Origin of the sequence: Oceanobacillus sp. FSL H7-0719 (assembly GCF_045040795.1) — a bacterium.
Lineage (GTDB): Bacteria > Bacillota > Bacilli > Bacillales > Amphibacillaceae > Oceanobacillus.
Window position 1 is genome coordinate 1,524,493 of record NZ_CP150301.1, and the last position, 24,277, is coordinate 1,548,769.

23 protein-coding genes, 1 pseudogene and 2 riboswitches are annotated in these 24,277 nt (G+C 37.8%); of the genes and pseudogenes, 7 read left to right on the forward strand and 17 right to left on the reverse strand.

The window, feature by feature from the left end:
• Positions 1-34: 34 nt before the first annotated feature.
• From fdhD to NST93_RS08110, 3 genes are all read right to left on the reverse strand, one after another.
• Positions 35-847, reverse strand: a complete 813-nt coding sequence (fdhD, locus tag NST93_RS08100) for a formate dehydrogenase accessory sulfurtransferase FdhD (RefSeq protein ID WP_405102962.1) — start codon at positions 845-847, stop codon at positions 35-37.
• A gap of 13 nt (positions 848-860) precedes the next feature.
• Positions 861-3,212 (reverse strand): FdhF/YdeP family oxidoreductase, encoded by a 2,352-nt coding sequence (locus NST93_RS08105; protein ID WP_405102964.1) that lies wholly within the window; start codon positions 3,210-3,212, stop codon positions 861-863.
• 137 nt (positions 3,213-3,349) lie between these two features.
• Positions 3,350-3,823 (reverse strand): hypothetical protein, encoded by a 474-nt coding sequence (locus NST93_RS08110; RefSeq protein ID WP_405102966.1) that lies wholly within the window; start codon positions 3,821-3,823, stop codon positions 3,350-3,352.
• Between the two features lie 222 nt (positions 3,824-4,045).
• Here NST93_RS08110 and NST93_RS08115 point away from each other — a divergent pair, with 222 nt between their 5' ends.
• Positions 4,046-4,339, forward strand: a complete 294-nt coding sequence (locus NST93_RS08115; protein ID WP_405102968.1) for a HesB/YadR/YfhF family protein — start codon at positions 4,046-4,048, stop codon at positions 4,337-4,339.
• Between the two features lie 41 nt (positions 4,340-4,380).
• Here the strand turns inward: NST93_RS08115 and NST93_RS08120 are convergent, their stop codons facing one another.
• Positions 4,381-5,550, reverse strand: a complete 1,170-nt coding sequence (locus NST93_RS08120; protein ID WP_405102970.1) for a hydroxymethylglutaryl-CoA synthase — start codon at positions 5,548-5,550, stop codon at positions 4,381-4,383.
• A gap of 422 nt (positions 5,551-5,972) precedes the next feature.
• Between NST93_RS08120 and NST93_RS08125 the strand changes: the two genes are divergently transcribed.
• On the forward strand, positions 5,973-6,098 hold the full coding sequence (locus NST93_RS08125) for a hypothetical protein (RefSeq protein ID WP_405096974.1): 126 nt from the start codon (positions 5,973-5,975) through the stop codon (positions 6,096-6,098).
• Between the two features lie 133 nt (positions 6,099-6,231).
• On the forward strand, positions 6,232-6,540 hold the full coding sequence (locus tag NST93_RS08130; RefSeq protein WP_405102972.1) for a hypothetical protein: 309 nt from the start codon (positions 6,232-6,234) through the stop codon (positions 6,538-6,540).
• 111 nt (positions 6,541-6,651) lie between these two features.
• Here NST93_RS08130 and NST93_RS08135 read toward each other — a convergent pair whose 3' ends face one another.
• The 5 genes from NST93_RS08135 to NST93_RS08155 form a co-directional block, all read right to left on the reverse strand.
• Positions 6,652-7,218, reverse strand: coding sequence for an NADPH-dependent FMN reductase (locus NST93_RS08135; RefSeq protein ID WP_405102974.1), 567 nt, complete (start codon positions 7,216-7,218; stop codon positions 6,652-6,654).
• A gap of 12 nt (positions 7,219-7,230) precedes the next feature.
• Entirely contained in the window at positions 7,231-8,289 is a 1,059-nt protein-coding gene (locus NST93_RS08140; protein WP_405102976.1) for an LLM class flavin-dependent oxidoreductase, read from the reverse strand.
• Between the two features lie 399 nt (positions 8,290-8,688).
• On the reverse strand, positions 8,689-9,147 hold the full coding sequence (locus NST93_RS08145) for a hypothetical protein (RefSeq protein ID WP_405102978.1): 459 nt from the start codon (positions 9,145-9,147) through the stop codon (positions 8,689-8,691).
• Between the two features lie 72 nt (positions 9,148-9,219).
• Positions 9,220-10,002, reverse strand: coding sequence for a hypothetical protein (locus tag NST93_RS08150; RefSeq protein ID WP_405102980.1), 783 nt, complete (start codon positions 10,000-10,002; stop codon positions 9,220-9,222).
• Positions 10,003-10,021: 19 nt separating this feature from the next.
• A complete protein-coding gene (locus tag NST93_RS08155) occupies positions 10,022-10,453 on the reverse strand; it encodes a hypothetical protein (protein ID WP_405102982.1) in 432 nt (143 codons plus the stop codon).
• Positions 10,454-11,009: 556 nt separating this feature from the next.
• Here NST93_RS08155 and NST93_RS08160 point away from each other — a divergent pair.
• A complete protein-coding gene (locus NST93_RS08160; RefSeq protein WP_405102984.1) occupies positions 11,010-11,399 on the forward strand; it encodes an RDD family protein in 390 nt (129 codons plus the stop codon).
• A 182-nt stretch (positions 11,400-11,581) separates the two neighbouring features.
• On the opposite strand, the gene NST93_RS08165 is transcribed toward NST93_RS08160, so the two are convergent.
• The 5 genes and pseudogenes from NST93_RS08165 to NST93_RS08185 all read right to left on the reverse strand — a co-directional run bounded on the left by NST93_RS08165 (position 11,582) and on the right by NST93_RS08185 (position 16,276).
• Positions 11,582-12,328, reverse strand: coding sequence for a GTP pyrophosphokinase family protein (locus NST93_RS08165; RefSeq protein ID WP_405102986.1), 747 nt, complete (start codon positions 12,326-12,328; stop codon positions 11,582-11,584).
• 301 nt (positions 12,329-12,629) lie between these two features.
• Positions 12,630-13,499, reverse strand: a pseudogene (locus NST93_RS08170) (IS3 family transposase); the annotation flags it as partial.
• Positions 13,463-14,026 carry a helix-turn-helix domain-containing protein gene (locus tag NST93_RS08175; protein ID WP_405097032.1) on the reverse strand — a complete coding sequence of 188 codons (564 nt, stop codon included), beginning with the start codon at positions 14,024-14,026 and terminating at the stop codon, positions 13,463-13,465. The gene NST93_RS08175 and the pseudogene NST93_RS08170, both read right to left, overlap by 37 nt.
• Before the next feature lie 929 nt (positions 14,027-14,955).
• The gene (locus NST93_RS08180) at positions 14,956-15,618 is read right to left on the reverse strand and encodes a deoxynucleoside kinase (protein WP_405102987.1); all 663 of its coding nucleotides are present in this window, start codon (positions 15,616-15,618) and stop codon (positions 14,956-14,958) included.
• Positions 15,619-15,634: 16 nt separating this feature from the next.
• A complete protein-coding gene (locus NST93_RS08185; RefSeq protein ID WP_405102989.1) occupies positions 15,635-16,276 on the reverse strand; it encodes a deoxynucleoside kinase in 642 nt (213 codons plus the stop codon).
• Between the two features lie 171 nt (positions 16,277-16,447).
• On the opposite strand from NST93_RS08185, the gene NST93_RS08190 reads away from it, so the two are divergent.
• Positions 16,448-17,995: a multicopper oxidase family protein gene (locus NST93_RS08190; protein WP_405102991.1), complete on the forward strand. Its 1,548-nt coding sequence runs from the start codon at positions 16,448-16,450 to the stop codon at positions 17,993-17,995.
• Between the two features lie 124 nt (positions 17,996-18,119).
• On the opposite strand, the gene NST93_RS08195 is transcribed toward NST93_RS08190, so the two are convergent.
• The 3 genes from NST93_RS08195 to NST93_RS08205 all read right to left on the reverse strand — a co-directional run bounded on the left by NST93_RS08195 (position 18,120) and on the right by NST93_RS08205 (position 21,840).
• Entirely contained in the window at positions 18,120-18,761 is a 642-nt protein-coding gene (locus NST93_RS08195) for a hemolysin III family protein (protein ID WP_405102993.1), read from the reverse strand.
• A gap of 178 nt (positions 18,762-18,939) precedes the next feature.
• Positions 18,940-20,139, reverse strand: coding sequence for a phosphoglycerate dehydrogenase (locus NST93_RS08200; protein ID WP_405102995.1), 1,200 nt, complete (start codon positions 20,137-20,139; stop codon positions 18,940-18,942).
• Positions 20,140-20,273: 134 nt separating this feature from the next.
• Positions 20,274-20,353, reverse strand: a riboswitch (glycine riboswitch).
• A 104-nt stretch (positions 20,354-20,457) separates the two neighbouring features.
• Positions 20,458-20,537: riboswitch (ZMP/ZTP riboswitch) on the reverse strand.
• Positions 20,538-20,745: 208 nt separating this feature from the next.
• Complete coding sequence (locus tag NST93_RS08205) at positions 20,746-21,840, reverse strand: CdaR family transcriptional regulator (protein WP_405102997.1); 1,095 nt, start codon at positions 21,838-21,840, stop codon at positions 20,746-20,748.
• A 142-nt stretch (positions 21,841-21,982) separates the two neighbouring features.
• Between NST93_RS08205 and NST93_RS08210 the strand changes: the two genes are divergently transcribed.
• Both NST93_RS08210 and NST93_RS08215 read left to right on the forward strand, forming a co-directional pair.
• Positions 21,983-23,140, forward strand: a complete 1,158-nt coding sequence (locus NST93_RS08210; protein WP_405102999.1) for a glycerate kinase — start codon at positions 21,983-21,985, stop codon at positions 23,138-23,140.
• Positions 23,130-24,266 carry a 2-keto-3-deoxygluconate permease gene (locus NST93_RS08215; RefSeq protein WP_405103001.1) on the forward strand — a complete coding sequence of 379 codons (1,137 nt, stop codon included), beginning with the start codon at positions 23,130-23,132 and terminating at the stop codon, positions 24,264-24,266. The genes NST93_RS08210 and NST93_RS08215 overlap by 11 nt, the downstream gene beginning before the upstream one ends.
• Positions 24,267-24,277: the final 11 nt, after the last annotated feature.

Genomic DNA, 24,277 nt, shown 5'->3' on the forward strand with positions numbered 1-24,277 from the left:
CTTCTTTTCCAATAGTATATATTATTCTAGTAATTCATCCTAATTTATTCTCAATTGAAAGATTGGAAATTCTCTCTGGGTGTGAATAAATATTCATGCGGTCATCTCTTGCAAAGCCAATCACAGTGATTCCTAAATCATTCGCTAGTTCAACCGCAAGGTCTGTCAAGGCTGCTTTTGAAATGATAAAACCGATTCCCATTTTCGAAACCTTTAAAAGCACTTCCGAGGAAATACGACCACTAAAGACGATTAGTTTATCTCTGGCAGATATTTTATCACGGAGCATCGTTCCAAAAATTTTATCTAGCGTATTGTGTCTTCCAATATCTGTACTAGTTATTAATAAGTTTTCTGCAGTTGCAAGTGCGGCATTGTGCACACCGCCAGTCTGATTAAATTCCTCGGATCCCTCCATTAACTCCTTCATCAGTTTAAAACAGGCTGCAGTCGATACTGTAAATTTATTTGTAATCGTCTTAGCAGTTCGTGCATCACTCTTAAAGTAAAATTGCCGGCTCTTCCCGCAGCACGACCCAATAAAGCGACTGGAATGGTCTAGCCTTTCTGCTGTAACTGGCTTTTTCAAATGAATATAGACATAGCCTTTGTAGCCATCTATCTGAAGTGACTTTATCTCATTATATGTCCGAATAACCCCTTCTGAGGCTAAAAAACCAATTGTCAGATTCTCTAATTCACTCGGTGAGCAGACAATTGTCGCAAATTCTTGACCGTCTAATATAATCGTTACAGGAAATTCAGGAGTAATTTTTTCATATAAAATTTCCTCTCCAGATCCAGATATTCTTATCGTTTTCCAGCCTGACCTTTCTGGTTCTTTCACCAGAACCCCCTCCTCAACTGGGTTCGAGCTCAAGCTCTTCAACCCTCTTCTCTGCATATTTCGTATCTTTTTGGGCATAGAAGCTATCTGCTTTTTCAACTATTACTGCTGTATTATATTCAGGTATTCCAGCAAAATCTTCATAGACACCTTGAGGAATGACAACATTTCCCTCTGGCCAATGCAATTCAATATTCCCTTTTCGCACAGGAACAAATTTCGCCAGTCCTTTATACATTCCATACTGATTGTAAACCACGATAGGATTTCCTTCAGCAATACCGAGTTCTTGAGCGTCTTCTTCATTCATTAACACATCGTCGCGATCTGCCGCGTTAAATGGATCACGCTCATCATAAATCATCGAATTAAATTGCTTGCCTCTTCGCGTCGTTACATAAAACTGCCCCTCAGTTTTTCGAAGTTCGGGGATTTCCACTGTAATTAGATTTCCTTTTCCATCAGCAGTCGGACAGACTCCATCCTCACAAAGCCATGCACCACCCCATTGGAATAAATCTCCCCTAATCTTTAAATGCTGGATACCATTGTAGTTTGGTGCAGCTAGCGCTATTTCGTCACGAATTTCCTGCGCATGTTCAAATCTAATCTTGTCGCTTTCATCTGGCTTCACTCTTTGAGCAAGGTCAATATAAATTTCCCATTCACATCTTGCTTCTTCAATCCGGGGTCCTTTGATTTCTGGAGAAAAGTAAACCATTCTTTCTGTTGATGTAGATGTCCCGCCGCCAATTTGTTCGTATCTTGTCATTGCAGGAAGAACGATTACCGCCTCTTTAGCATCAACAAGCGTAGATGAATTTAAAATAATATCTTGATGGACACGGAGATCAATATTTTCTAAGCAATGTTGTACAAAATCCGGGTTAGGCATCGTTTCGAGAAAATTCCCGCCAGATAAATAATAAAGAGACAGTTTGCGCTCATGTTCATCTGGTAGTAAGGCATTTTCTAATGAAACTCCAACAATATCACCTTGCCATTTTGGAATTTCAAAGTCCCAGATGTTTTCCACCCGCTGGCGGTTTTCGCTATCCATTCCTCCACCGGGAAGAACAAACGGATCTGCTCCCATCTCTCCGGACCCCTGCACTCCCGAGTGGCCGCGAATTGGCATTAAACCGCAATGCTCTCTGCCAAGAAAACCTCTTAATAACGCCAGATTTGCAACTTGTGAAATATTATCTGTTCCAAATCGATGCTGTGTCAGCCCCATAGACCAGACAAATACAGCAGATTCTGAATTCGCAAGCAGCCGTGCGAGTTCGAGCATCCGCTCTTTAGAGATACCAGACGTTGATTCCAGCTGTTCCCAATTATATTGCATTACTTTTTCTTGGAGATCCTCTAAACCATTTACATGTTCTTTAATAAAAGTATGATTTAGAGCTGACCCCGGATTTTCTAATTCCATTTCAAACCAATGCTTCATAATTCCATGCATAAATGCGATATCTCCACCAATATTCACTTGATATACATCATCAGCCAGCTTCGTGCCGAACAAAGCTGATTCAGGAATTGATGGCACCCAATACTCATCCATTGCTGGTTCATGATAGGGATTAATCATAATAATCTTTGTGCCTTTTCTTTTGGCAGCATACATATATTTCGTTGATACTGGCTGATTATTAGCAGCTACAGAACCCCAGAACAACAATACATCTGTACCAATCCAATCTTTATAATTACAAGTTGAAGCGCCAACACCAACGGAACGATTAAGGGCGGTCTTTGAAGGAGAATGACAAATCCTTGAAGCGTTATCGATATTATTCGTGCCTAAAAAACGTGCAACTTTACCAAGTGTGTAATACACTTCATTGGTAATCCCACGAGAGGTTGTGTAAAATGCAAATCGTTTTGGATTAAGTCTTTTCATCTTATCCGCGATTTTTTCCATTGCATTATCCCAAGTGATTCTGCGAAATCGCCCTTCACCAGGTTCGCGAATAAGCGGATAAGGAATCCTCCCAAGCTTGCGAAGCTCAGTACTTGATAATTTGCGCAAGTCTTCTATATCTCTACGAAGATCTGCTTCTTTGATTTCTGGCATGGTATTCAGGCGGAGCACATTCAATCTTGTTGTACAAAGATGAACTCCCCGCAGTGTCTGATCGCGCAGGCCAGACACCCCCAATGCACAGCCATCACATACTCCCTGAGTCAATATTCTTTTTGCATAAGGTAAATTATCTTTATTATCCCAGGCAACCTTTAACATATCACGTATATGATGTGGCTTAACCTTCCCTAATCCAAAAGGCACTTTACTGGCCCAAAGCTTCGGTTCTGGCTTTAACGGCAGCTTAACGGGCCCAGAATGCTTTGTTTCTCCCATCAAAAACCCCTCCCTGTTATAGAAAAAGATTAATTTACACAATTATCATTACTGCACACATTATAAATATTGATTTTTCTTTATTTTATAACAATAAACATATGTTGTAAACGCATTCATTCATATTATCTATTCTATTAGAAAAGTAACGTGTGAAAGGCAACAAAGAAAAATAAAATAAAACCTATAATAATATGAGCCCTCCTTCTGCTTCCAGATGGCAGATAATAACGCAGCCATCCCGTTGCAACCATTGCAAGGAGAATTATGCCGGCTGCCAGACCACTCAGCATTTTCCAGTCTGAAACAAGAAAACCATATTTTTTTATAATCAGGACAGCATGTGTAATAATAAAAACTAAAGCAGTCGAGCCAACCCAGCGGTGGAATGGCAATATTTTCTTTGATATTGCCGCTAAACGAATCTTTTTGCTGCGATGACGCGCATTACGAATCGTTGAGAAAAAAGCATGTCTTGTCCAATTAAATAATACAAGAATAAATCCTAATAAACCAAAAATAACATGGACCGGAAGCGCAGATAATTGATAATCAATCGTCGTTATAACGATAATGATTAGAATTATATTTGCATATAGCCAAACACTCATACTACCACCCTTTATTCCTTTAATCTAAACTGGTTTTACTACATTCCGCCTCGCTTTATAGTAGCATGAAGATGAATAGAAAAGAGCTGAAAAGCCAAAAAACAATTTTGAACATTCGTTGACCTTTGCAGCACGAATAATGGCTAAATCAAAATTATATGCTAAACTAATAATAGCTTTTAAGTTCTGAGAGGAGGTTGCAGAGTAATATCTGCTGACAATATGAAAATTACTGTATCGGAGCAAGCACATAAGTGGTATATAGACGAAATGGGTTTAGAAAAAGGGGAAGGTGTTCGCTTTTTCGGTAAAGTCTATGGTAAGACTGAGGTGCATGATAATTTTTCAGTAGGAATCAATATAGGCACTCCTGAGGATCCTCTATCAACTGAAACAATTGATGGAATTACATATTTCGTCGAGAAAAATGATGAATGGTTTTTTAGTGGATACGATTTTAAAGTAGAATATAATGATCAGCTGGCAGAAGTCAGCTATCACTTTAACAAAGCTTAATTAAAAGCTCTGGCAGGAAATTGCCAGAGCTTTTATCTTACTTACTTTCCACTTCTATATATTCGTTTATTATCTTCTATTCCGGCCAGGTAAATCGCTGCCGGGTCATCCGTATGATTTAGAACAACATCTGAACCATCAGAAGGTAAGGTATCTATAAATATTGCTTCATATTCTTCAACACTTACCTCTTTTCGTCTATCGAACATTTCCAGATGCTCATCTGTATATAGATATTCCTTGTAATCAGGCTGCAGATTACCAGAAAAGAACTCACCTACTGCACCTGATCCATAGCTGTATAAACCTATTCTTGATCCAGCTTTTAAATCATCATTTTGTTCAAGCAAGGATAACAAACTTAAATATAAAGAGCCTGTATAAATATTGCCTACAATCCGATTATACAATGTACTTGTTTGATAATGTTTTTTTAATCGTGTTTGTTCCTCTTCCGTTCCCTCTTCTAAAATCGTGCGTAATGCTTTTAGTCCCATTTTAGTATATGGAAGATGGAAACAAATTGCTGAGAAGTCTTTTAAGGCTAAATTTGTTTTTTCCTTATACTTTTCCCAGACTTTATTAAAGAATGAAATATATTGCTCATTCGAGAATTTCCCATCAACAAATGCTGTATCAGAATAAACCGGACGCCAAAAGTCCATAATATCATCAGTTAAATAAGCACTTTCTTCTTCCAATACAAGCAGCTTCGGATTCTTGCTGATCACTAAAGCAACTGCTCCTGCTCCTTGTGTTGATTCTCCCGATGTGTTCAGTCCATATCTCGCAATATCTGCACCGAGAACAAGTACTTTGCTTTCTGGGTTCAATGCAATATGCCCTTTCGCCATTTGGATTCCAGCAGTTGCTCCATAGCATGCTTGTTTAAGTTCGATTGAACGAGCATATGGGTTTATCCCAAGTAAACGATGGATATAAACTGCAGCCGATTTCGAATGATCTATTCCAGATTCAGTACCAAAGATAACTAAATCAATTTTTTCCTTATCATTTTCATCAAGTATAAGTTGCGCTGCATTTGCTGCTAACGTTACCGCATCCTGTGTTTTCGGTGCAAGCGCCATCTTTTCCTGACCAATTCCAATCGTAAATTTTTCTGGTTCTACATCCCTCGCCACTGCGAGCTTATTCATGTCAACGTATAAATGTGGTGTATGAAAACCAATTTTGTCTATCCCAATGTTCAATTACAATTCCCCTTTTCCTCTGTCTGCAATAATAAAACATTTTGCTGTGATATAGTGATGGATTTCACATAATTCTGTGAGAACTAATAATTAAATGATAATCTATCCAATGAAAGGAAAGCAAATTTCTTATCGTCAGACCTTATAGATTATCGTAATTCAGTTAATTTATATTAGGCTTTTATCGTTATTATATTTCACTTCATTGGCCACAACCGTATTAATTTTCAGAACAAAAAAAGAGGCAGAGACTCAACTAATACCAACCAAATAAAAGACGAACATTATCGAATTAAGAGCTTTTAATGTTAACCTTTTATAACTGGAAAATGATTCATAGTCGATACAAAATCCTGATTACCTTAATTCAGAGTAATGTTCGTTTTGCTGTTTAATTATCCTGCTGAAGGTCCGCATTCCAATTGCCCCTTCGCTTTCCGCAGGCGGCTGATGAGCCCCGACGCACAGGACGTGCTAGTGCAGATGTTGCCACAGGACGTGGCGTACTTAATCTGCCCCGTGCTGATGCACTCCATGGTCTCATCTAGGCCTCTCTTCCTGCAGGAGTTATTATGAACGAAACTAGCCCCTATTCGTAATCTCGTAGGTTAATTTGGGTATAGAATAAGTAAGAACATACTAAACCAAATCAGAGCTATTATATGAAAGGAGCTAGTTATAATGAATAATACCACAAAATATGTTGGGTTAGACGTTTCTAAGGAGAATATTGCGGTGGCAGTCGCTGACGAGGGTCGTTCAAAGCCTAGATACATTGGGATGATAAGCTATTCTGTACAGTCCATAAGAAAATTAATGAATAAGTTAGGCAAGCCGGAACAATTACACGTGTGCTATGAAGCCGGTCCAACTGGCTATGGCTTGTACAGGCTTTTAAATAGCATGGATATTGAATGCCGCCCCTGGAAAGCGAAGTGTATTCGGGCTGCGATTTTTCAAAGGAGTCTGCAAAGTACTGAATTAAGATAGTCAGGATTTCACTTAACATCCGAACGAATTTAAAATATCGTTCGGATGTTGTTAAATTATATTTCTTTTGTACCAACGTCCTTCGTTGTCAAACATAAAAATGAATAAAAATTAAAATCCATACTCTGCTTCTCTAGCAGCACGCTGTTCCACTAATGCTTTATTTAACGAAACTGTATCCTCTACCAAACGATCAATTCTAAATAGAACATCGTCATTAATAATTTCTTTAAGATAAAAGTCCTTTTCCTCAATGAACACATAGGACTGTGTAAGTTGACCTTTCATATAAGCTATAATCGGCTTAATTTGCGTTTCTGGAATTAAATAATGCTTTGGCGAGCCCGCTGTAACTACAATGCTTACTACTTTGTTCATTAAAGCCTGCTCAGGAAGCAAATCAAAGATATTTTTAAGTGTTGCCGGAATCGAAGCTTGGAATATTGGAGTACCAATTACAATTACATCTGCATCCATCAAAGTTTTCGTAACATGCCCGGCATCTCCCGTATATTCCAAGTAATTTCTCCCATCACTAAAGGGGATATCATATTTAGCCAGATCAAGCATAGCTGTCTCTGCGTCAGGATAGTTATTTTTAAAAACATTCTGTACGTATTCCATTGCCGTTCTTGTTTTCGAACCAACAATGGAACCCTGTAATAATGCAACTTTCATCGTTATCTCTCCTTACTTCTTTGCTGTATATTTTCGGATTGCTGGTAATATCTCATTACCAATCAATTCAATATTCTTCATTAGTTTTTCAAAGGGAACTCCACCAAAGTCAATTTGAGCAATATAGCGCTGGTGTCCAAATAATTCATGCTGATAAAGTATTTTTTCAATTATTTGCTGGGGACTTCCTATATTCATTACATCACGTTTATCGGATGACTGAGCAAAGTGCTGCTTTGGATAGCCTCTCCCGTTTGTTAATTTCATTCCTTCATTGATGTATGGATAGTATTCCTTTTGTGCCTGCTGTGTTGTTTCAGCAGTATAAAATAAGCCTGCCGTTGAAACTGGCAATTGTTCAGGGTCATGGCCATTTCTGGCTGCTGTTTCCCGATAGACATCAATAGAATACTTAAAGCTCGTCGCAGGCCCCCCTAATGTAGCAAGGAACATTGGCACTCCCTTATAGCCAGCTTTAATCGCACTGGCAGGTGGACCGCCGACTGCTCGCCAAATTGGCAGCTTGCCTGTTTTAGGCCTTGGTATGATTTGTGCATTTTTTAAAGGTGCACGGAATTCCCCATCCCAGTTTACTGTTTCTTGTTCATTAATTTGAAGCAGTAAATCAAATTTTTCCTCATATAATTCTTCATAATCACGAATATCATAACCCAATAATTCAAATAAACCCACTCTGGATGCACGCCCTGCAATAATCTCTGCACGACCATTCGATATTAAGTCAATTGTAGCAAAGTCTTCAAAAACCCGAACCGGATCTGAAGTACTTATAATCGTTGAAGAGCTTGCGATTTTTATTTTCTCTGTTGCTTGAGCAATTGCTGCCAAAACTACGGAATGAGCTTGTGTTGCAAAATACTCTTGGTGACTTTCACCGACACTGAAAAAGTCTAAGCCTGCTTGTTCTGACAGCTTCGCTAATTCAATGATTTCCTGCAATCTTTGCTGTGCTGAAATTCTTTCTCCAGTATGCGGGTCTGGTATATGATCTCCCAGTGTATAAATTCCAAACTCCATTCCTTTATCCGGATTTATGCGATACGGTTCCATTTATGTTCCCACCTTCAGTATATTCATATAACATTAAAATGCTTGGTTTCACTTCATTTGTATTTTTTAAGGTACCACATTTTAATAAGCAGGTTACCTTTTATAAGTATTTAGCATACTAAATTTAATTTTATAGAAAGTGTTGCGCTAATTCAATAAAAACGAACTGCGATTACGTCAACTTAAAATGAGTTGCGTTTTGCTGTTGTATTTTTTACTAGAAGATGCAGCATATTATCTCAAGGAGTATTTATGGTTTTTTCATTGGGCGGGGTATTTCAAAAAAAGAAAAATGAATAATCCTTTTTAAGTGTGGTATATGTCGCGGGAAAGTAACACAGTTGACTGCAGAATAAAAAAACATAATAAAAGAGCATGAGGAGGTAAATTTCTGTCCCTTCATTCACCCGTTTCCTCGTGCTCTTCTTCACTTTGTATTTCAATCTTCATTTTTAATTGTTCTATTTCCTGACTTGCCTCCCTATAGATACGTTCTATTTCTCTTTCAATTTCTGCCTTCTGGTCTGCTTCATTTATATCCATTTCAGCGATTAACTTGTCAGCATATCCTTGCAGAGCTAAAACTCTTTTTTCTTTTTCCGCTTCGATAAAAGCATTCATTTCACCATTCAGCTTCTCGAGACTTTCATCAAGCTCCGCTTTTAAACGTTCTGTCTGCACTGCTTGTTCTTCTAGAATTTCTTTATCTATCTCCTGGATAGCCTCGTCCGATTTATTTGTCAGCCAGCTTGAAAGCATGCCAGTAATAGAAGTATCGGCAATGACTGCCCCGAAGCTGCCGCAACTGATAACAAAAACAATCAGGAAGCTGATAAGCCACTTTTTCTTATTTTTCATTCTGACCTCCAAGTTATAACACCGGGATAGTATGAAGTATACAGCACAGTTCATACTATCCCTGCTTATAAATTACTTATTTATCCCTGAGACAACCTCATCTAAAGCTGCCTTTGCTTCGTTCTCAAGTTCTTTTGCCTTAGCAATGATTACAGCTTCTTGTTCAGTAACGAGTCCATCCAATACTTCAACTACATTTTTGCGTAAGTCATCGACTGCCCAATTAACTTGATTCATCAAATTACGCGTCGTTATTTCTTCCTGTGTTTCCAGCTCTGCACCGAGCGTTTCCTGTGCTTGACGAATTGCATTCTCTAAATCAGCCACTGCGTTATCCTTAACAGCAGTAATATCATTCGTCATTTGACCAATCGCTTCATTTCCTAATTCAGCTGTATAGATTCCCAAATCATTTGTTGCATACTCCAGTCCTTTATTAGTATTTCTAATAATTTCCATGTATCCATCAAGGAAGACATTATAAAATTCGTAGCCAATATTCGCGAGTATTTCCTGCTGCTCTGCATCGATTTCTTCAATATGCGCTAGTTTAGCCTGGATTATTTCCTCTAATGAATTTCCAGTAGCTAACTCTCTGCTTAAGTCAATGTCTACACCTGCAGTAGCTTTTAACTCTTCATACTCTGCAGTTAAATCTGCAAGCTTACCTTCACTGTATGCTTCAACATCAGCCTCTATATTGTCTACTGTTTGGTTAAACAGTGATGCATACCAAATCTGCAATTGCTCCCCTGCACCCGTTGCAGCAAAAACAATCCCTGCCCCTGAAACTAGCCCTACCGCAACAAGAACTGCAAGAATTTTTCCTTTTAAAGTCCCTAAGATTTTTTTCAACCGTGACACCCCTTTTATTTTATCGGTTTGATAATACTTCAGAAAGATAATCTGTAATTTCAGCATTAATGTCCTCTATAATTACTTCCTGCTTTACGCTTTCATAATTTGAAAGCTGCTTCACTCCTTGGTTACCATCCATTGCTTCTATTTCTTCTTTAAGATTCGCATGATATCCCTTAATCTCTTTTATAATTCGTTCAAATTCTTGACTCGCATATAAATTCAATTCATCTTCTTTTTGTTCTTTTATTTTTATAACCTCATACTGCAGTTGATGATCATGCTGCTGTTTAACATTTACAATTACTGTTTCCAATTTTGTCATCAATTCATAGAATGGCTGTTTATACGTATTTAAAGCTGATTCACTTGCAGCCGCATATGTATAAGCCGTTGACAGAATCAGAATTACTAAGATAATTAAACCGCTCCACTGTTTTTTATTCACACCACCTCTCCCTTCTCATTTTTATTACAAAAATATGTTAATAAGATTACAGTTAACTCACATCTTAACAGAAAGAATTGTAATAAAAATCGGAAAATTTAACCATTTCATAAATAGTCGGAAAGATTGTTGCGAATATAATACGATTACTTTTCACTCCATTAGACTCTAGTAAAAAAAGGGTGAATACTCCCAAAATGAATTTAAAAACTCGTTTTTTCCTAATTTAAGAAAAATCTTCATCTATTCAACTAGGACATTTCTAGTGTTTAACAATAAACTATGTGCTTTTCATAATAGAGCTAAGGATGCTGTAGATCGAATAGTCGTTTATGCATCTCCTTCCTTTTCATTACTATATTTGGTTTCTACTCATTCTCGTATATTTTTTCCCTTGATAGGAAAATCACTCACCATGCGCAGCAAACAGCAAGAACCGATTTTCTTCGAGCATCTTTTCACTATATTTTTTCCTTAAATAAGAAAAAACATTATTGAAACCTATATCTTAATAAAGACGTATAATCTAGTAACTACATTCTATGGAGGTATGAAAATGAAAGAACTTACAAAAAAGAGATTTAAAGCAATTATGATTGATTCCTTCTTATCTTCTGCAGTATCTCTCGGCGCGGAATATTTTTTGAGAAAGAAAATTAAAAATGAGGCTTTCCACGGAGTTGTTACACCGATTATCACGCAATATGCACTGGAGTACGTACAGTTAAAGTCATGCGGACAGACGGTTGGCTATAAACTAATGGGTCTGGAACTTGTTAATCAGGCTGGCAATTCACTTACAGACAAACAAATTATCAAGAGAATGGCTTACAGAGATACAATGAGTACAATAAACTATATACGCGACCGTAAAAGCTTTGAGCAGGCTGAAGGTGCTTTGCTCCCGCATGATATAGCAACGGAAACAATCGTAAGAAAGAAATAAAACGCTCAACCACACGTTTAAATAAGGACAGTCTAAAAACAGCCCTTTCTATAACATAGGCTGTTTTTAGATGGAATACTTTTTCTTTATCAGTTCATTATTAAAATGCTTCACTCTTAAGATGAAAGATTAAACCTTTTCAATGACCGCATCCCTTTCTCCAATTGGCTAAGGGGATATATTTATTTTAAATATCCATTCGTCAATGTCTTCAAAAAGTTAATCGGCAAATGAATTTTTTCTTCATTAATCTGCAGATAATTTAGATCTTCTTCTTCATTTTTTCGCTTGATTTCATCAACTTCTTTATTGAGCTTTTCCATTTTCATATCAAGTTCATTTGCTACACGAGCTGCCTCTGTAATTTCTCCCGTTAAATGATTCGGTATATCCCCATTATATTTGTAATAAATTTTATGCTCCAGACTCGCCCAGAAATCCATGGCGACCGTGCGAATTTGCAATTCGACATATACTTCTTCTTCCCTGTCTGACATGAATACTGGAATTGCTAAGATGAGGTGCAGACTTTTATAGCCATTTTCTTTTGGATCTTTTATATAATCCTTTTCCTCAATTAGCTTAACATCCTTTTGTTGCTGAATCATCTTGCTGATCGTGTAAATATCTGAAATAAACGAACACACAACACGAATCCCTACTATATCTTTCACATTTTCTTTAATCGAATCTATGGAAATCGGCAAATTTTTTCTCTGCAGTTTTTTTAACATACTTTCTGGTGATTTGATCCGTGAGGTAATATGTTCAATTGGATTATATTCATGAATAAATTGAAATTCCTCTCGAAGTATATTTAACTTTGTGTTCATTTCATCCATTGCAAATTTATAAGTAATCATAAAACGAGTCAATTCAGTACGGACTTCATTTAATTTAATCATACTCTTTGATTGATCTGGCATCATGCAAATTCCTTTCTATTACTATTTACAATTTTATTATAGCAAGCTTTTCAATTCATGTAGCGATTAAACAAAGAAAAGAGGCTGGGACTTAACTAATACCAGCCAAATAAGAGACGAACAGTATTGAATAAAAAGCTTTTAATGTTAACCTTTTATAACTGGAAAATGATTCATAATCGATACAAAGTCCTGATTACCTTAATTCAGAGTAATGTTCGTTTTGCTTTTTAATTATCCTGCTGAAGGTCCGCATTCCAAATGCCCCCTTCGCTTTTGGTGTGACCCCCAAAAGTTGGAGTTTTTAAGCTGCAAGTTGGCTGGTATGAATTCGGTATTGAACGGGACTCATACCATCCAGCTTTTTCTTAATACGTTTATTATTATATAGAGAAATATATTCCTCAATCTTAATCTTTAATTCATCATAGGTACAGAGAGGCTCTCCGTGATACATTTCTTGCTTTAATATACCGAAAAAGCTTTCAATTGGTGCGTTATCTATACAATTCCCTTTACGTGACATACTTTGAAATACCTTATTTCCCTTGAGGGTTTTCACCCATTTATCATGTTGATAATGCCATCCTTGATCAGAATGGATGGTTGTCCTATATTTTGAGTTTTTGACAGTGTCTAGCGCTTCTTCAAGTGGATTCAATACGAATTCAAGTGTTGGAGATGTGCTGATGCCGTAAGATAATATTTCCCCGTTAAACATGTCCAGGATTGGACTTAAATAGAGTTTCTTTCCTCCTGAACACTTAAATTCTGTGATATCTGTGGTCAATTTCTGATAAGGTATTTTCGTGTGAAACCGACGATTCATACGGTTCTTCGCCACCTTACCTACCGTTCCCTTGTAAGCATTATATTTTCTTGATTTTCTTCCAAACTTCACACATTGGAGTCCCATTTCTTTCATCAGACGTTGAACTTTCTTATGATTTACGATATAGCCATAGTCTTCTTCCAAAGCTTTTTTGATTCTACGGTAACCATAAATTCCTTTATATTCTTTAAATATTTCTCCAATACATTCTTTCAATACTTGGTCTGAGTCCTCTTCTTCTTTCTTTCCGTTCATATGGTAGTGGTAGGATGATTCAGGGATTCCAACAATGTTTAAGACATCTTTTAATTTGAATTGTTTTTTGAGTTCGGCTGATAACGCTGTTTGTGCTTTTCGAGAAAGGCTTCCGGATCTTCCTGAAAAGCTCGCAACTTTTTTAAATAGGCCACCTCTAAACGTAAAAGCTCATTTTCTCTTTCTAATTGCTTTAAAGTCACTGTTTCTTTATTATTTATCGGTTTCTTCTTTTGCTTCTTCGATTTATCAGGCATAGGAAGCAGCTCCCTCTGGTTATTCTGAGCTTCAGATTTGCCTTCCTGGAATGATTTTCTCCATCTAGATAACATGGAGGGATTCTTGATTCCAAATTGAAGAGCTGTGTCGGACGCTGAAGCACCAGTACTCTTCATAAAGCTTAATACATCTCGCTTAAATTGAACAGAGTAAATTTCCTGATCCTTATTTTTCACCACTAATTGTTTTTCTCCAAAATGTTTATAAATTCTTACCCAACCTCGAAGCGTGGTCGTAGGAATTTCATATTTCTCCGCTAGACTGCGATAACTTAGTTTTCCTTCCAGATATTCTTTTGCGATTTTTGATTTGAATTTGCCCGTATACTTCGCCAACAAAAAACACCCCAATCGTTAAATTTTTACTCTAACTTTTGGGGGTCAGGTCATTTCCGCAGGCGGCTGATGAGCCCCTTCCGTGCTGAGGCACTCCATGGTCTCATCTAGGCCTCTCTTCCTGCAGGAGTCTTGGGGGCATTTGGAATGCTCCCCGGATAAACAAATAGTTATTTCATTGAATTTTGGCAGCAGATATGCAAGTTAATTTCTGTGAGACTATTTTAATGTATACACATAAAGACATTTTAGCTGCTAGCTTAAGATAAGGAGCCACTCTTTTATAACTAAAATTAGAACGCAAAATAAGCTAATCAGCACGAAGCAACCCGAATACACGGAGACTCCTAGGGGAGGAAAGGCCTCGGTGAGACTGCGAGTGCATTAGCACGAGTGACTCACCAGCCGCCCCTGGAAAGCGAAGTGTATTCGGGCTGCTAAGTGCTGAAAATATTATTTAGTGTTCTTATTGAAGTAACAAAATAAAAATAAAAGAACTTGTTGGATTACCTCTGAAATTATGACAGTGTGTAGTCTAAAAAAATATTAGAATAATTAACGTGCATATCTTCTGACATCATTCAATGAAATAACCATCCGTTTTTAGCCGGAACAGTCCAAATACTCCGAGACTCCAGTGGGAGCCAAGGCATCGGTAAGACCACTGCGTGCGCAGCACGAAGGCAGATTAAGTACGCCACGTCCTGTGGCAACATCTGCATTAGCACGTCCTGTGCGTCGGAGCTTACCAGCCGCCCACGGAAAGCGAGGAGTATTTGGACTCTGGACTTCCAAAAGGAATAAGGGAAAGAGCAAAACAAACATTACTCTGAATTAAGATAATCAGGATTCCACTTAAAACCCGAACGAATTAAGGCATCGTTCGGGTTGTATTAAATTATATTTCTTTTGTCCCAACGTCTTATTCTTTATCTTAATGTCATTACATTTAGCGAACGACCAACCTTTTCAAGTATTGTGTCGATTGAACCCGCTTCTTTTACAATGTCATAATCAGAAATATTAATACGCAGAACAGGACATGCATTAAAATTGTCAATCCATGTACTATAACGCTCATGCATTTCCTCCCAATAACTAATCGGGGTTTGCTTCTCCATTTCACGCCCGCGTTCTTGAATGCGGCCGAGCACATCTTCCAGCGAACCTTCCAGGTAGATTAATAAGTTCGGATGCGGAAAATAAGGCGTCATCACCATTGCATCGAAAAGATTTTTATATGTTTCATAATCGGTAGGTGACATTGTTCCTTTATCATAATGCATTTTCGCAAAAATTCCGGTATCCTCATAAATTGAACGGTCTTGAACAAAACCGCCGCCGAATTCAAAGATTTTTTTCTGTTCCTTGAAACGCTCCGCAAGAAAGTATACTTGCAAATGGAAGCTCCAGCGTTCAAAATCCTTATAAAATTTTTCTAAGTATGGATTATTATCAACCTTTTCAAATGATGTTTTAAATTTCAATGCATTTGCTAAAGCCTTTGTCATTGTAGATTTACCAACACCAACTGTACCAGCAACCGTGATTACAGCATCGTTTGGGATCTGGTATTTCTCTCTTGCGTTCATGATTTGTTCTCCTTCATTATCTTCTAATCATTGTTTTATCCAATTCTTTCGAAACCACAGCTAGTATTTCTTCAAGTTCATCCTGATGATTGATGAAGTCACACGTGTCTCCATTAATCCGAATGACAGGAATCTCTGGATGTGCCTTTTCAAATTCATTCATAAAATGCTCATAGTCTTGAGAAAGCTGCTCCAAATAAGCCGGCATAATATTTTGTTCAATATCCCTGCCTCTCTTTTGAATACGTTGCAGAATCGTGTCAAGGCTGCCATTTAAATAAATCAGCATGTTAGGAAGCGGCATATCCTTTGTCAATATTTCATAAATCTGTTCATATTTCTCCAGCTGTTGTTCCTTCAACGTACGTTTTGCAAAGATCATATTTTTTGTAATATGGTAATCTGCAACAACAGGCTTATCTGCATTTAAGTATTTCTTCTCTATATCTTCCAGCTGCTTATAGCGGTTGCACAGGAAAAACATTTCTGTTTGAAAGCTCCACTCACTGATATCATCATAAAATTTGCCAAGAAAAGGATTTTCCTCAACAATTTCTTTTAATAAATGAAAATCAAAATGACTGGATATCTTTTTCGCAAGTGAAGTCTTCCCAATCCCGATTGGACCTTCAATTGCAATAAAAGGTACCTCTGCCATTATTATTCCTCCAATCAAATCACATGTTTTCTATTTTACCACAGAATATTTTTTACTACTATATACAGATTTTGAACACTGAGATTTTTTATTTCATATAGTACAAAAGCCTTTCCGCTTTTAACCTTAGTTACATGTATTACTATAAGGAAAGAAATGAGGTGAAGACCAATGCGTCCTAAGCTAGAAAAATTTGTTGATTCACTTCCAAGACTCAGTGTTTTAGAGCCAAAAAGGAAAACAAAGGACGGTGTGCATTACGAAATAACAATGGAGCAATTCCGAGCAAAAGTACATCGTGATTTACCTGCAACAACTTTATGGGGGTATAACGGACAATTTCCAGGACCAATGATTGAAGCAAATCGAGATGAACCCGTTCACGTAACATGGCTAAATCACCTGCCCAGTCAACATCTGCTTCCAGTCGATTTATCGATTCATGGTCTCAATCGACTTCCGATTGTTCGAACAGTTGTACATTTACATGGTATTGAAACAAAACCAGATAGTGATGGACATCCGGAAGCATGGTATACAAGCGGGTTCCAGGAAACAGGACCAGTTTTTTCAAGAAAAACTTTTACGTATCCGAACCACCAGCGCGGCAGCTTGCTTTGGTACCATGACCATGCAATGGGAATTACACGTCTGAATGTTTATGCTGGACTTGCGGGGATGTATATACTCCGTGATAAACAAGAAAAGGTTTTAAATTTGCCAGCGGGAGATTATGAAATTCCACTCATGATTACTGATCGGTCTTTTAATGCGGATGGTTCTTTATTTTATCCAGCAGGACCTGAAGATCCAGCACCGAATCTGCCGCATCCCTCGATATTGCCAGCATTTAATGGGGATACGATTTTAGTCAATGGTAAAGCATGGCCATATCTTGAAGTTGAACCAAGAAAATACCGCTTCCGTATGTTAAACGCTTCAAATACAAGATCTTATCAATTGCAGCTTGATTCTGATGACAGCACTTTCCAGCAAATTGGTTCAGACGGTGGATTGCTTAGAAAAACAGTGGAAATGAACACAATCAATTTCCAGCCTGCCGAACGAATGGATGTCATCATTGATTTCTCAAAAGCAGCTGGGAAGAGTCTAACTTTAAAAAATAATTTGGGGCCTGATGCTGATCCAAATGATGACACAGCGAATATTATGCAATTTCGCGTAAACCAGCCATTAAAAAATAAGGATAAAAGTAAATTGCCTTCATCCTTATCAGTCATACCTTCTTTAAAAAATAATAAAGTCTCTGTCGTCCGCTATTTAAAATTAATCGGATCGGAAGATGAATTCGGTCGCCCATTACTGCTTTTGAATAATAAACATTGGCATGATCCAGTTACAGAAAATCCGCAACTCGGTACTACAGAAATTTGGGCACTGACAAATACAACGAACTTTTCCCACCCGATTCACATTCATCTCATTCAATTTCAGGTAATGGATCACCAGCCATTCGATCTCGACCAATATAATGCAGATGGAAAGATTATTTTTACTGGACCTCCTGAAGCCCCAGCAGTGAATAATCGGGGCTGGAAGGATACTATTGAAGTACCTGCGGCTAACATTACCCGAGTAATCGCTAAATTTGCACCATATAGCGGAGAATTCGTGTGGCACTGTCATATTTTAGAGCATGAGGATTATGATATGATGCGACCTTATATTGTTGAAGATAATGCGGATGATAAAAAGTAATCTTTAACAGGTATATTATAAGAAGCTGAGACAAAAGAAAAAGAATAGACTAAAATCCGAACGATAACTCAAATTCGTTCGGATTTTATATCGCTGGCATTAGTTATGCTCCAGCCTTTTTCTATTATGGAGTAACATAAAGCAGAATACAGAAATAGTGGCATGCCGTTCCAAACAAGACGAATAAATGCCAGACGAGGTGGTGGTAGTAAAAACCGCGCCATACATAAAATACAGCACCAATCGTGTAAAATAATCCACCTGCCACGAGCAAAATTAAACCCTCAGGGTGAAGATAATCTAATATTTGCCGCCAGCCAATCACGATAATCCAGCCCATAAGGACATATAACAAAGTAGACAGCATGATAAACTTTTTTGTGAAAAATACTTTAAATACAATACCGCCTATCGCTATTCCCCAAACAATTCCAAACATTGTCCAGCCAAGCGCCCCTTGAATCACATGAAAAATAAGTGGTGTGTACGAGCCCGCGATGAATAAATAAATCGAAGAATGATCGAATATCTCAAATAAATCTTTTGTCTTTCCTTGTGGCAATGCGTGAACAAAAGTAGAGGATATATATAGAAGAAGCATTGTCGAGCCAAATATCGTAAAACTGACGATATGCCACCCAGTTCCCTCAGTCACTGCAGTTACGATTAATACGACTAACCCTGCAATACTTAATAAAGCACCAATTCCATGTGTAATCGCGTTAGCAATTTCCTCTCCTTTAGAAAAAACATGTGTATCTGCCAATAACTATCATTCCTTTATTAATGTTTTGTTTACTTAGTATAACAGATAAGGGGTAAAGTTAAATGGGATGTTTGTTGAATTATTATATATTTCCAGGGCAGACAATGAAGATGCCCTGAAAAGTTTATACAAAAAACATGCCACTTCTCTTAATATAAGGGAAGTAACATGTTTCTCTTTAAATCACGCGGATGCGAATAACATCCTCTATTTGATTAATTGCTGCTCTGATTCCAGGGATAACATCACCATTTACTTTTTCATCAATATCAATCATTGTATAAGCATAGTTGCCGCGGCTTTTATTAATCATCGCTGCAATATTTAAGTGCTTTTCAGAAATAATTGCACTAATCTGACCTACCATATTTGGCACATTATGATGGAAAACAGTAATCCTCTGCTTACCAGTATACGGAAGTTCGGCATTAGGGAAATTAACTGCATTTTTGATATTACCTGTTTCAAGATACGTTTTTACTTGGCTCGTTGCCATGACTGCACAATTTTCTTCTGATTCAATTGTAGAAGCCCCTAAATGAGGCAGTGAAACAGCATTTTTCATTTTTAGGATTGTATCCGTGGGAAAATCAGTAATGTACTTCCCTACAACTCCTGCTTCTAGAGCAATTTCTAAATCTCCTTCGTGAACGAGACCGCCACGCGAGAAATTAAGAATATGAACACCTGGCTTCATTAATTGAAATGCTTTTTCATTAAACATATCTTTTGTCTCATTAGTCAACGGCACATGTACTGTAATATAATCTGCTGTTTCAAAAACTTCCTCAATTGACATTGCGCGCTCCACATTCCGTGAAAGTGACCATGCAGTATCAATGGAAATATACGGGTCAAAGCCAATAACATCCATATCTAAATTAAGTGCATCATTAGCAACCAATGCGCCTACTGAACCAAGTCCAATAACGCCGAGCTTTTTGCCTTTGATTTCCTTCCCAACAAATCGCTTCTTCCCTGTCTCGACAAGCTGGGGCACTTCTTCACCTTTGCCTTCAAGTGTTTTGGCCCACTCAATTCCGTCAAAGATATTACGTGATGATGCCATTAATGAAGTAAGTACTATTTCTTTGACAGCATTTGCGTTTGCACCAGGTGTGTTGAAAACAACAACTCCTGCTTCTGAGTATTTATCGATTGGAATATTATTTACTCCTGCACCAGCTCGTGCAACTGCTTTTAAATTATTCTTAATCTCCATGTCATGCATATTATAACTGCGTACAATAATTGCATCAGGATCTTCACTTTCAGCATCAATCCGATAATCTTCATGATGAAATACTTTTAATCCGCTTTCAGCTATATGATTTAATGTCTTAATTGTTTTTACCTTATCTAAAGTTACCGTCACCATATTTTTCTTTTTCTCCTTTGTTCTTTTATACTTTTGCAGATCGTTATCTAATTAATTAAATGTAATCTGTGCCTACAAAAAAAGATTGGAAATATCCAATCTCAAGAGAACAATGAAAATAACAAATAAACATCTGTTATTCTTCTGTCCTTTTGCCTGAGATTTTGAACCCTTCGGCGCTGCATTCGCATGCATTCTCTCCAGAAGCTGCTCCTGTTATAGTTTTATCCATAACACTCTTCGCTTTAATCGTATTTTTTTATTCCAATCGCCTCCTGATTAAACATAAAGAGGCAAGGATGTTTTATATAAAACCCTTACCTCTGCCCAGGCGATCGACATTTTCTGATTATGTGCTCCCCTGCGGTACTCCGCGTTCGCCAGTTACACATAACGTTTCAATTGATGTTACTTTATCAAACTTTCTCAACTTTATCAATAGGTGTTTTAATTATAAATAAAAATTAATATCCTTTTATTGTTCAAACCTCACATCAAAATCTATTTATCAACGTCTTGCTATTTTAATCAAAGTAAACTATTATTGGCACCCGGAGCTTACTTCGTATTCCAACTGTGCTGAGAGCCAAAATGTTTGGATTTCTATTACGGCTGGTTTTCTTTTTGGTAGATCCATAAAGCAACCTGCAAAATCACGGCATCATGAAAAATGCGAGGGTCATAGCCTGTTTCCTTCGTTATTTTATTTAATCGATAAATTAACGTATTTCGATGTACATAAAGTGCTTCGGCTGTTTTTTGGATGTTCAGCCCATTTTTAAAGAAAGCATCAAGGTTCACTACTTTTACTTCATCAATTTCATTTAATACCCGTCTGGCAAATCGTTTTGTAATCTTTTCATCCAACTGATGAATAAGCGATTTCGCTTCAATCTTTGCAAAAGAAACGATGTCTTCTGCCCCCCTATTTATTTCCAATGCCAGATTGCAATCAATATAAGATTGATGATATCCCTCTAATGAGTAAAATGGCAGACTATAGGATATTATTGCAGATAGCCTAAGGTTATCTAATAATTGATGAAGGTCTTCCATTCGCTTCATTAACTTCTTTTCATCAATATTACTAATTGCAATATACAGCTGCTGCAGATTAATAAATCCTGTTATTGTCTTTTCCTCACCAAGCAGCTGTTCAATTTGCTTGATAACTTCTTGTTTCTGAAAAGCTTGTTTATTAAATGAAATAATTATTCCTAAATATGGTGCCGGAAATTCCATATTAAGCATGCTGAATCCACGATCGATTTCGCCAAAGGATGGTTCTTTCTTTAAAAGCTGTTCAATAATCGTTTCTTTCATTCTTTGCCTCCACTCAAATTGAGAAGCGATAAATTCCTGTTTAATCATCAGCTCTGTTGTCATTTTTACTAGCTCACCTATATCGCCCATCACATCAGGACTGCCAGTAACTCCAATAACTCCAATTACCTTCTCCTTAAATAGAATCGGCAAATTGATACCAGGCTGTACACCTGGCCAATCCTTTTCATTTGCAGAGAAAATCTGGAGACCTTCCCCTGTCTCGATTACTTTTCTCGCACCTTCGTGTACAGTATCAATCCGTGATTCATCCATTGAAGCAATGATAATACCTGCTGTATCCATAATATTTACATTGCGATTAATGCGCAATGATGTTTCTTGGACAATAGCATTCGCAATTTCTCTAGTCAGCATTTTAGCACTCCTTGGTCAATACAAACAAATAAGTGATAATAACTATTCTAATATTTGTATGCTACAACCATATACAAATACAGTCAAGATTCGTATAATTTTAACTAAACTATTTGAAAGCGTTTATGGAAAGTGGGATTTTATGAAAATAATTATTGCACCAGACTCATTTAAAGGCAGTTTGTCTGCTGTACACGCAGCAGAAGCTATTGATAAAGGAATAAAAAGAAGCTATCCAGCTGCTGAAACGATTTTAATTCCAGTCGCAGATGGCGGAGAAGGAACAACGGAAACGTTAGTAAGTGCAACAAAAGGTAAAATAAAAACTATAAAAGTAGTTGGACCGCTGGGAAATGAAGTAACTGCAAGCTACGGAATTTTAGGAGATGGTCAAACCTGTGTCATTGAAATGGCAGCTGCGTCCGGTTTAGATCTTGTTTCGGCTGAAACTCTCTCGCCTCTTGAAACTACCACTTATGGAACGGGCCAATTAATCAAGCAAGCATTAGATGATGGTTACAGAACTTTCATATTAGGAATTGGGGGTTCCGCAACGAACGATGGTGGTGCTGGTATGCTGCAGGCTCTTGGTTTAAAAATTCTTAACCATAAAGGCAAGGAGATCGGCTTTGGCGGAGCGGAGCTGCATCATGTTGATCACATCGACTTAGACAGTCTGGACTCCAGAATTCAGGACTGCACATTTATCATTGCTTCTGACGTCCAAAATCCATTAATCGGGCCAAATGGAGCATCTTATGTTTTTGGACCGCAAAAAGGTGCAACACCTGATGAAGTAGAATTACTTGATGAGAATCTTACACATTGGGCGAATGAAGTTGCTCGAGTAACTGGTATTTACTTACATGATAAAAAGGGTGCTGGAGCAGCTGGTGGAATTGGCGGAGCATTCCAAGCGTTTTTTCCTGCTGAAACACGGCGCGGCATTGATGTCGTTCTTGAATATAGTAAACTCGGAAGTTATTTACAGAATGCTGATCTAATTATTACTGGAGAAGGTCAGGTTGACTATCAAACAGCGTCAGGTAAAACTCCTCTCGGGGTTGCACAGGCTGCACAAAGACAAAATGTACCAACAATTATTATTGCAGGTTCTGTCGGTTCAGGTGTCGATGTTCTTTATGATCAAGGTGTCGTAAGTATCCACAGCATGATTAATCAGCCAATGGCACTTGAACAGGCAATGATTCAGGCGGCTGAGTTATTGGAACTGGCGGCCGAACAGGTGGTTCGCACCTATTTTCATCCATTAAAAGGAGGACATGTACTTGAATATTAAGGATACGATTGAAAAGGTGCCTGGCGGGCTGATGGTTGTTCCCCTATTACTTGGAGCAACTTTAAACACGATTGATCAGTTACATCTTCCATTTACACAATCCATTTTAAAAGCATTGGGAGCTGCGCCAACTGATGAGGGTTTTTATGAGTTTCTTAGAATCGGCGGATTTGCTCAAGAATTATTTAAGGACAGTGCACTTGTATTGATTGCCCTCTTCCTTTTCTGTGTGGGAAGCCAGATGAATTTAAAAGTTGGTGGAAAGGCTTTAAAGAAAGGTGTTCTGCTGACTGGCTCAAAATACTTAGGCGGAATCGCGGTCGGATTTACTTTTGCATATTTCTTTGACCCAATTTCAGGACTGTTCGGACTCTCTGCACTTGCAATTATTGCAGGAATGACGAACAGTAATAGTGGAATGTTTGCTGCTTTAACCGGAAAATTTGGTAATCGTTCTGATGTTGGCGGACTTTCAATACTTGCAATAAATGACGGGCCATTTTTAACACTCGTTGCTTTAGGCGTGCTTGGAACAACATTTCCGTTTATTGCATTTATTGCTGTCCTGCTTCCGATTGGGATTGGCATGATCTTAGGAAATCTTGATCCGAAAATCCGCGAGTTTTTAAAGCCTGGTGAATCCATTACCATCCCTTTCTTTGCTTTTGCATTAGGGGCTGGAATGGACCTTTCAAACTTCTTTAACCCAGATGTGCTTGCTGGTGGTTTAGTGTTAGCAATTCTTACATTCACTGTATCTGGCGGACTGGGAATTCTTGTTTTCAAACTCTTCAAGGAAAAAAGCTTTATCGCACCAATTTCTGAGGCATCCACAGCTGGCAACGCGGCAGCAACACCAGCGGCAGTTGCTGCAGCTGCAGCTGTAGCAGCAAGTTCAGGCGCAATGACAGCAGCAGAATTTGAAGCAATACAAAGTATCGTGCCAATTGCAACTGCGCAAATTTCAATATCGACAATCACGACATCTCTTCTCTGTCCACTTGGCGTTATCTTAATTGATCGTTATCAAAGAATAAGAGGGATTGACGGCACACGCGAAGATCTCATACTTGGCAACACACACAAAGAAACTGAAGAAACTTTTGTAAAGGCTTCCAATAATTAACCTGCCGCATC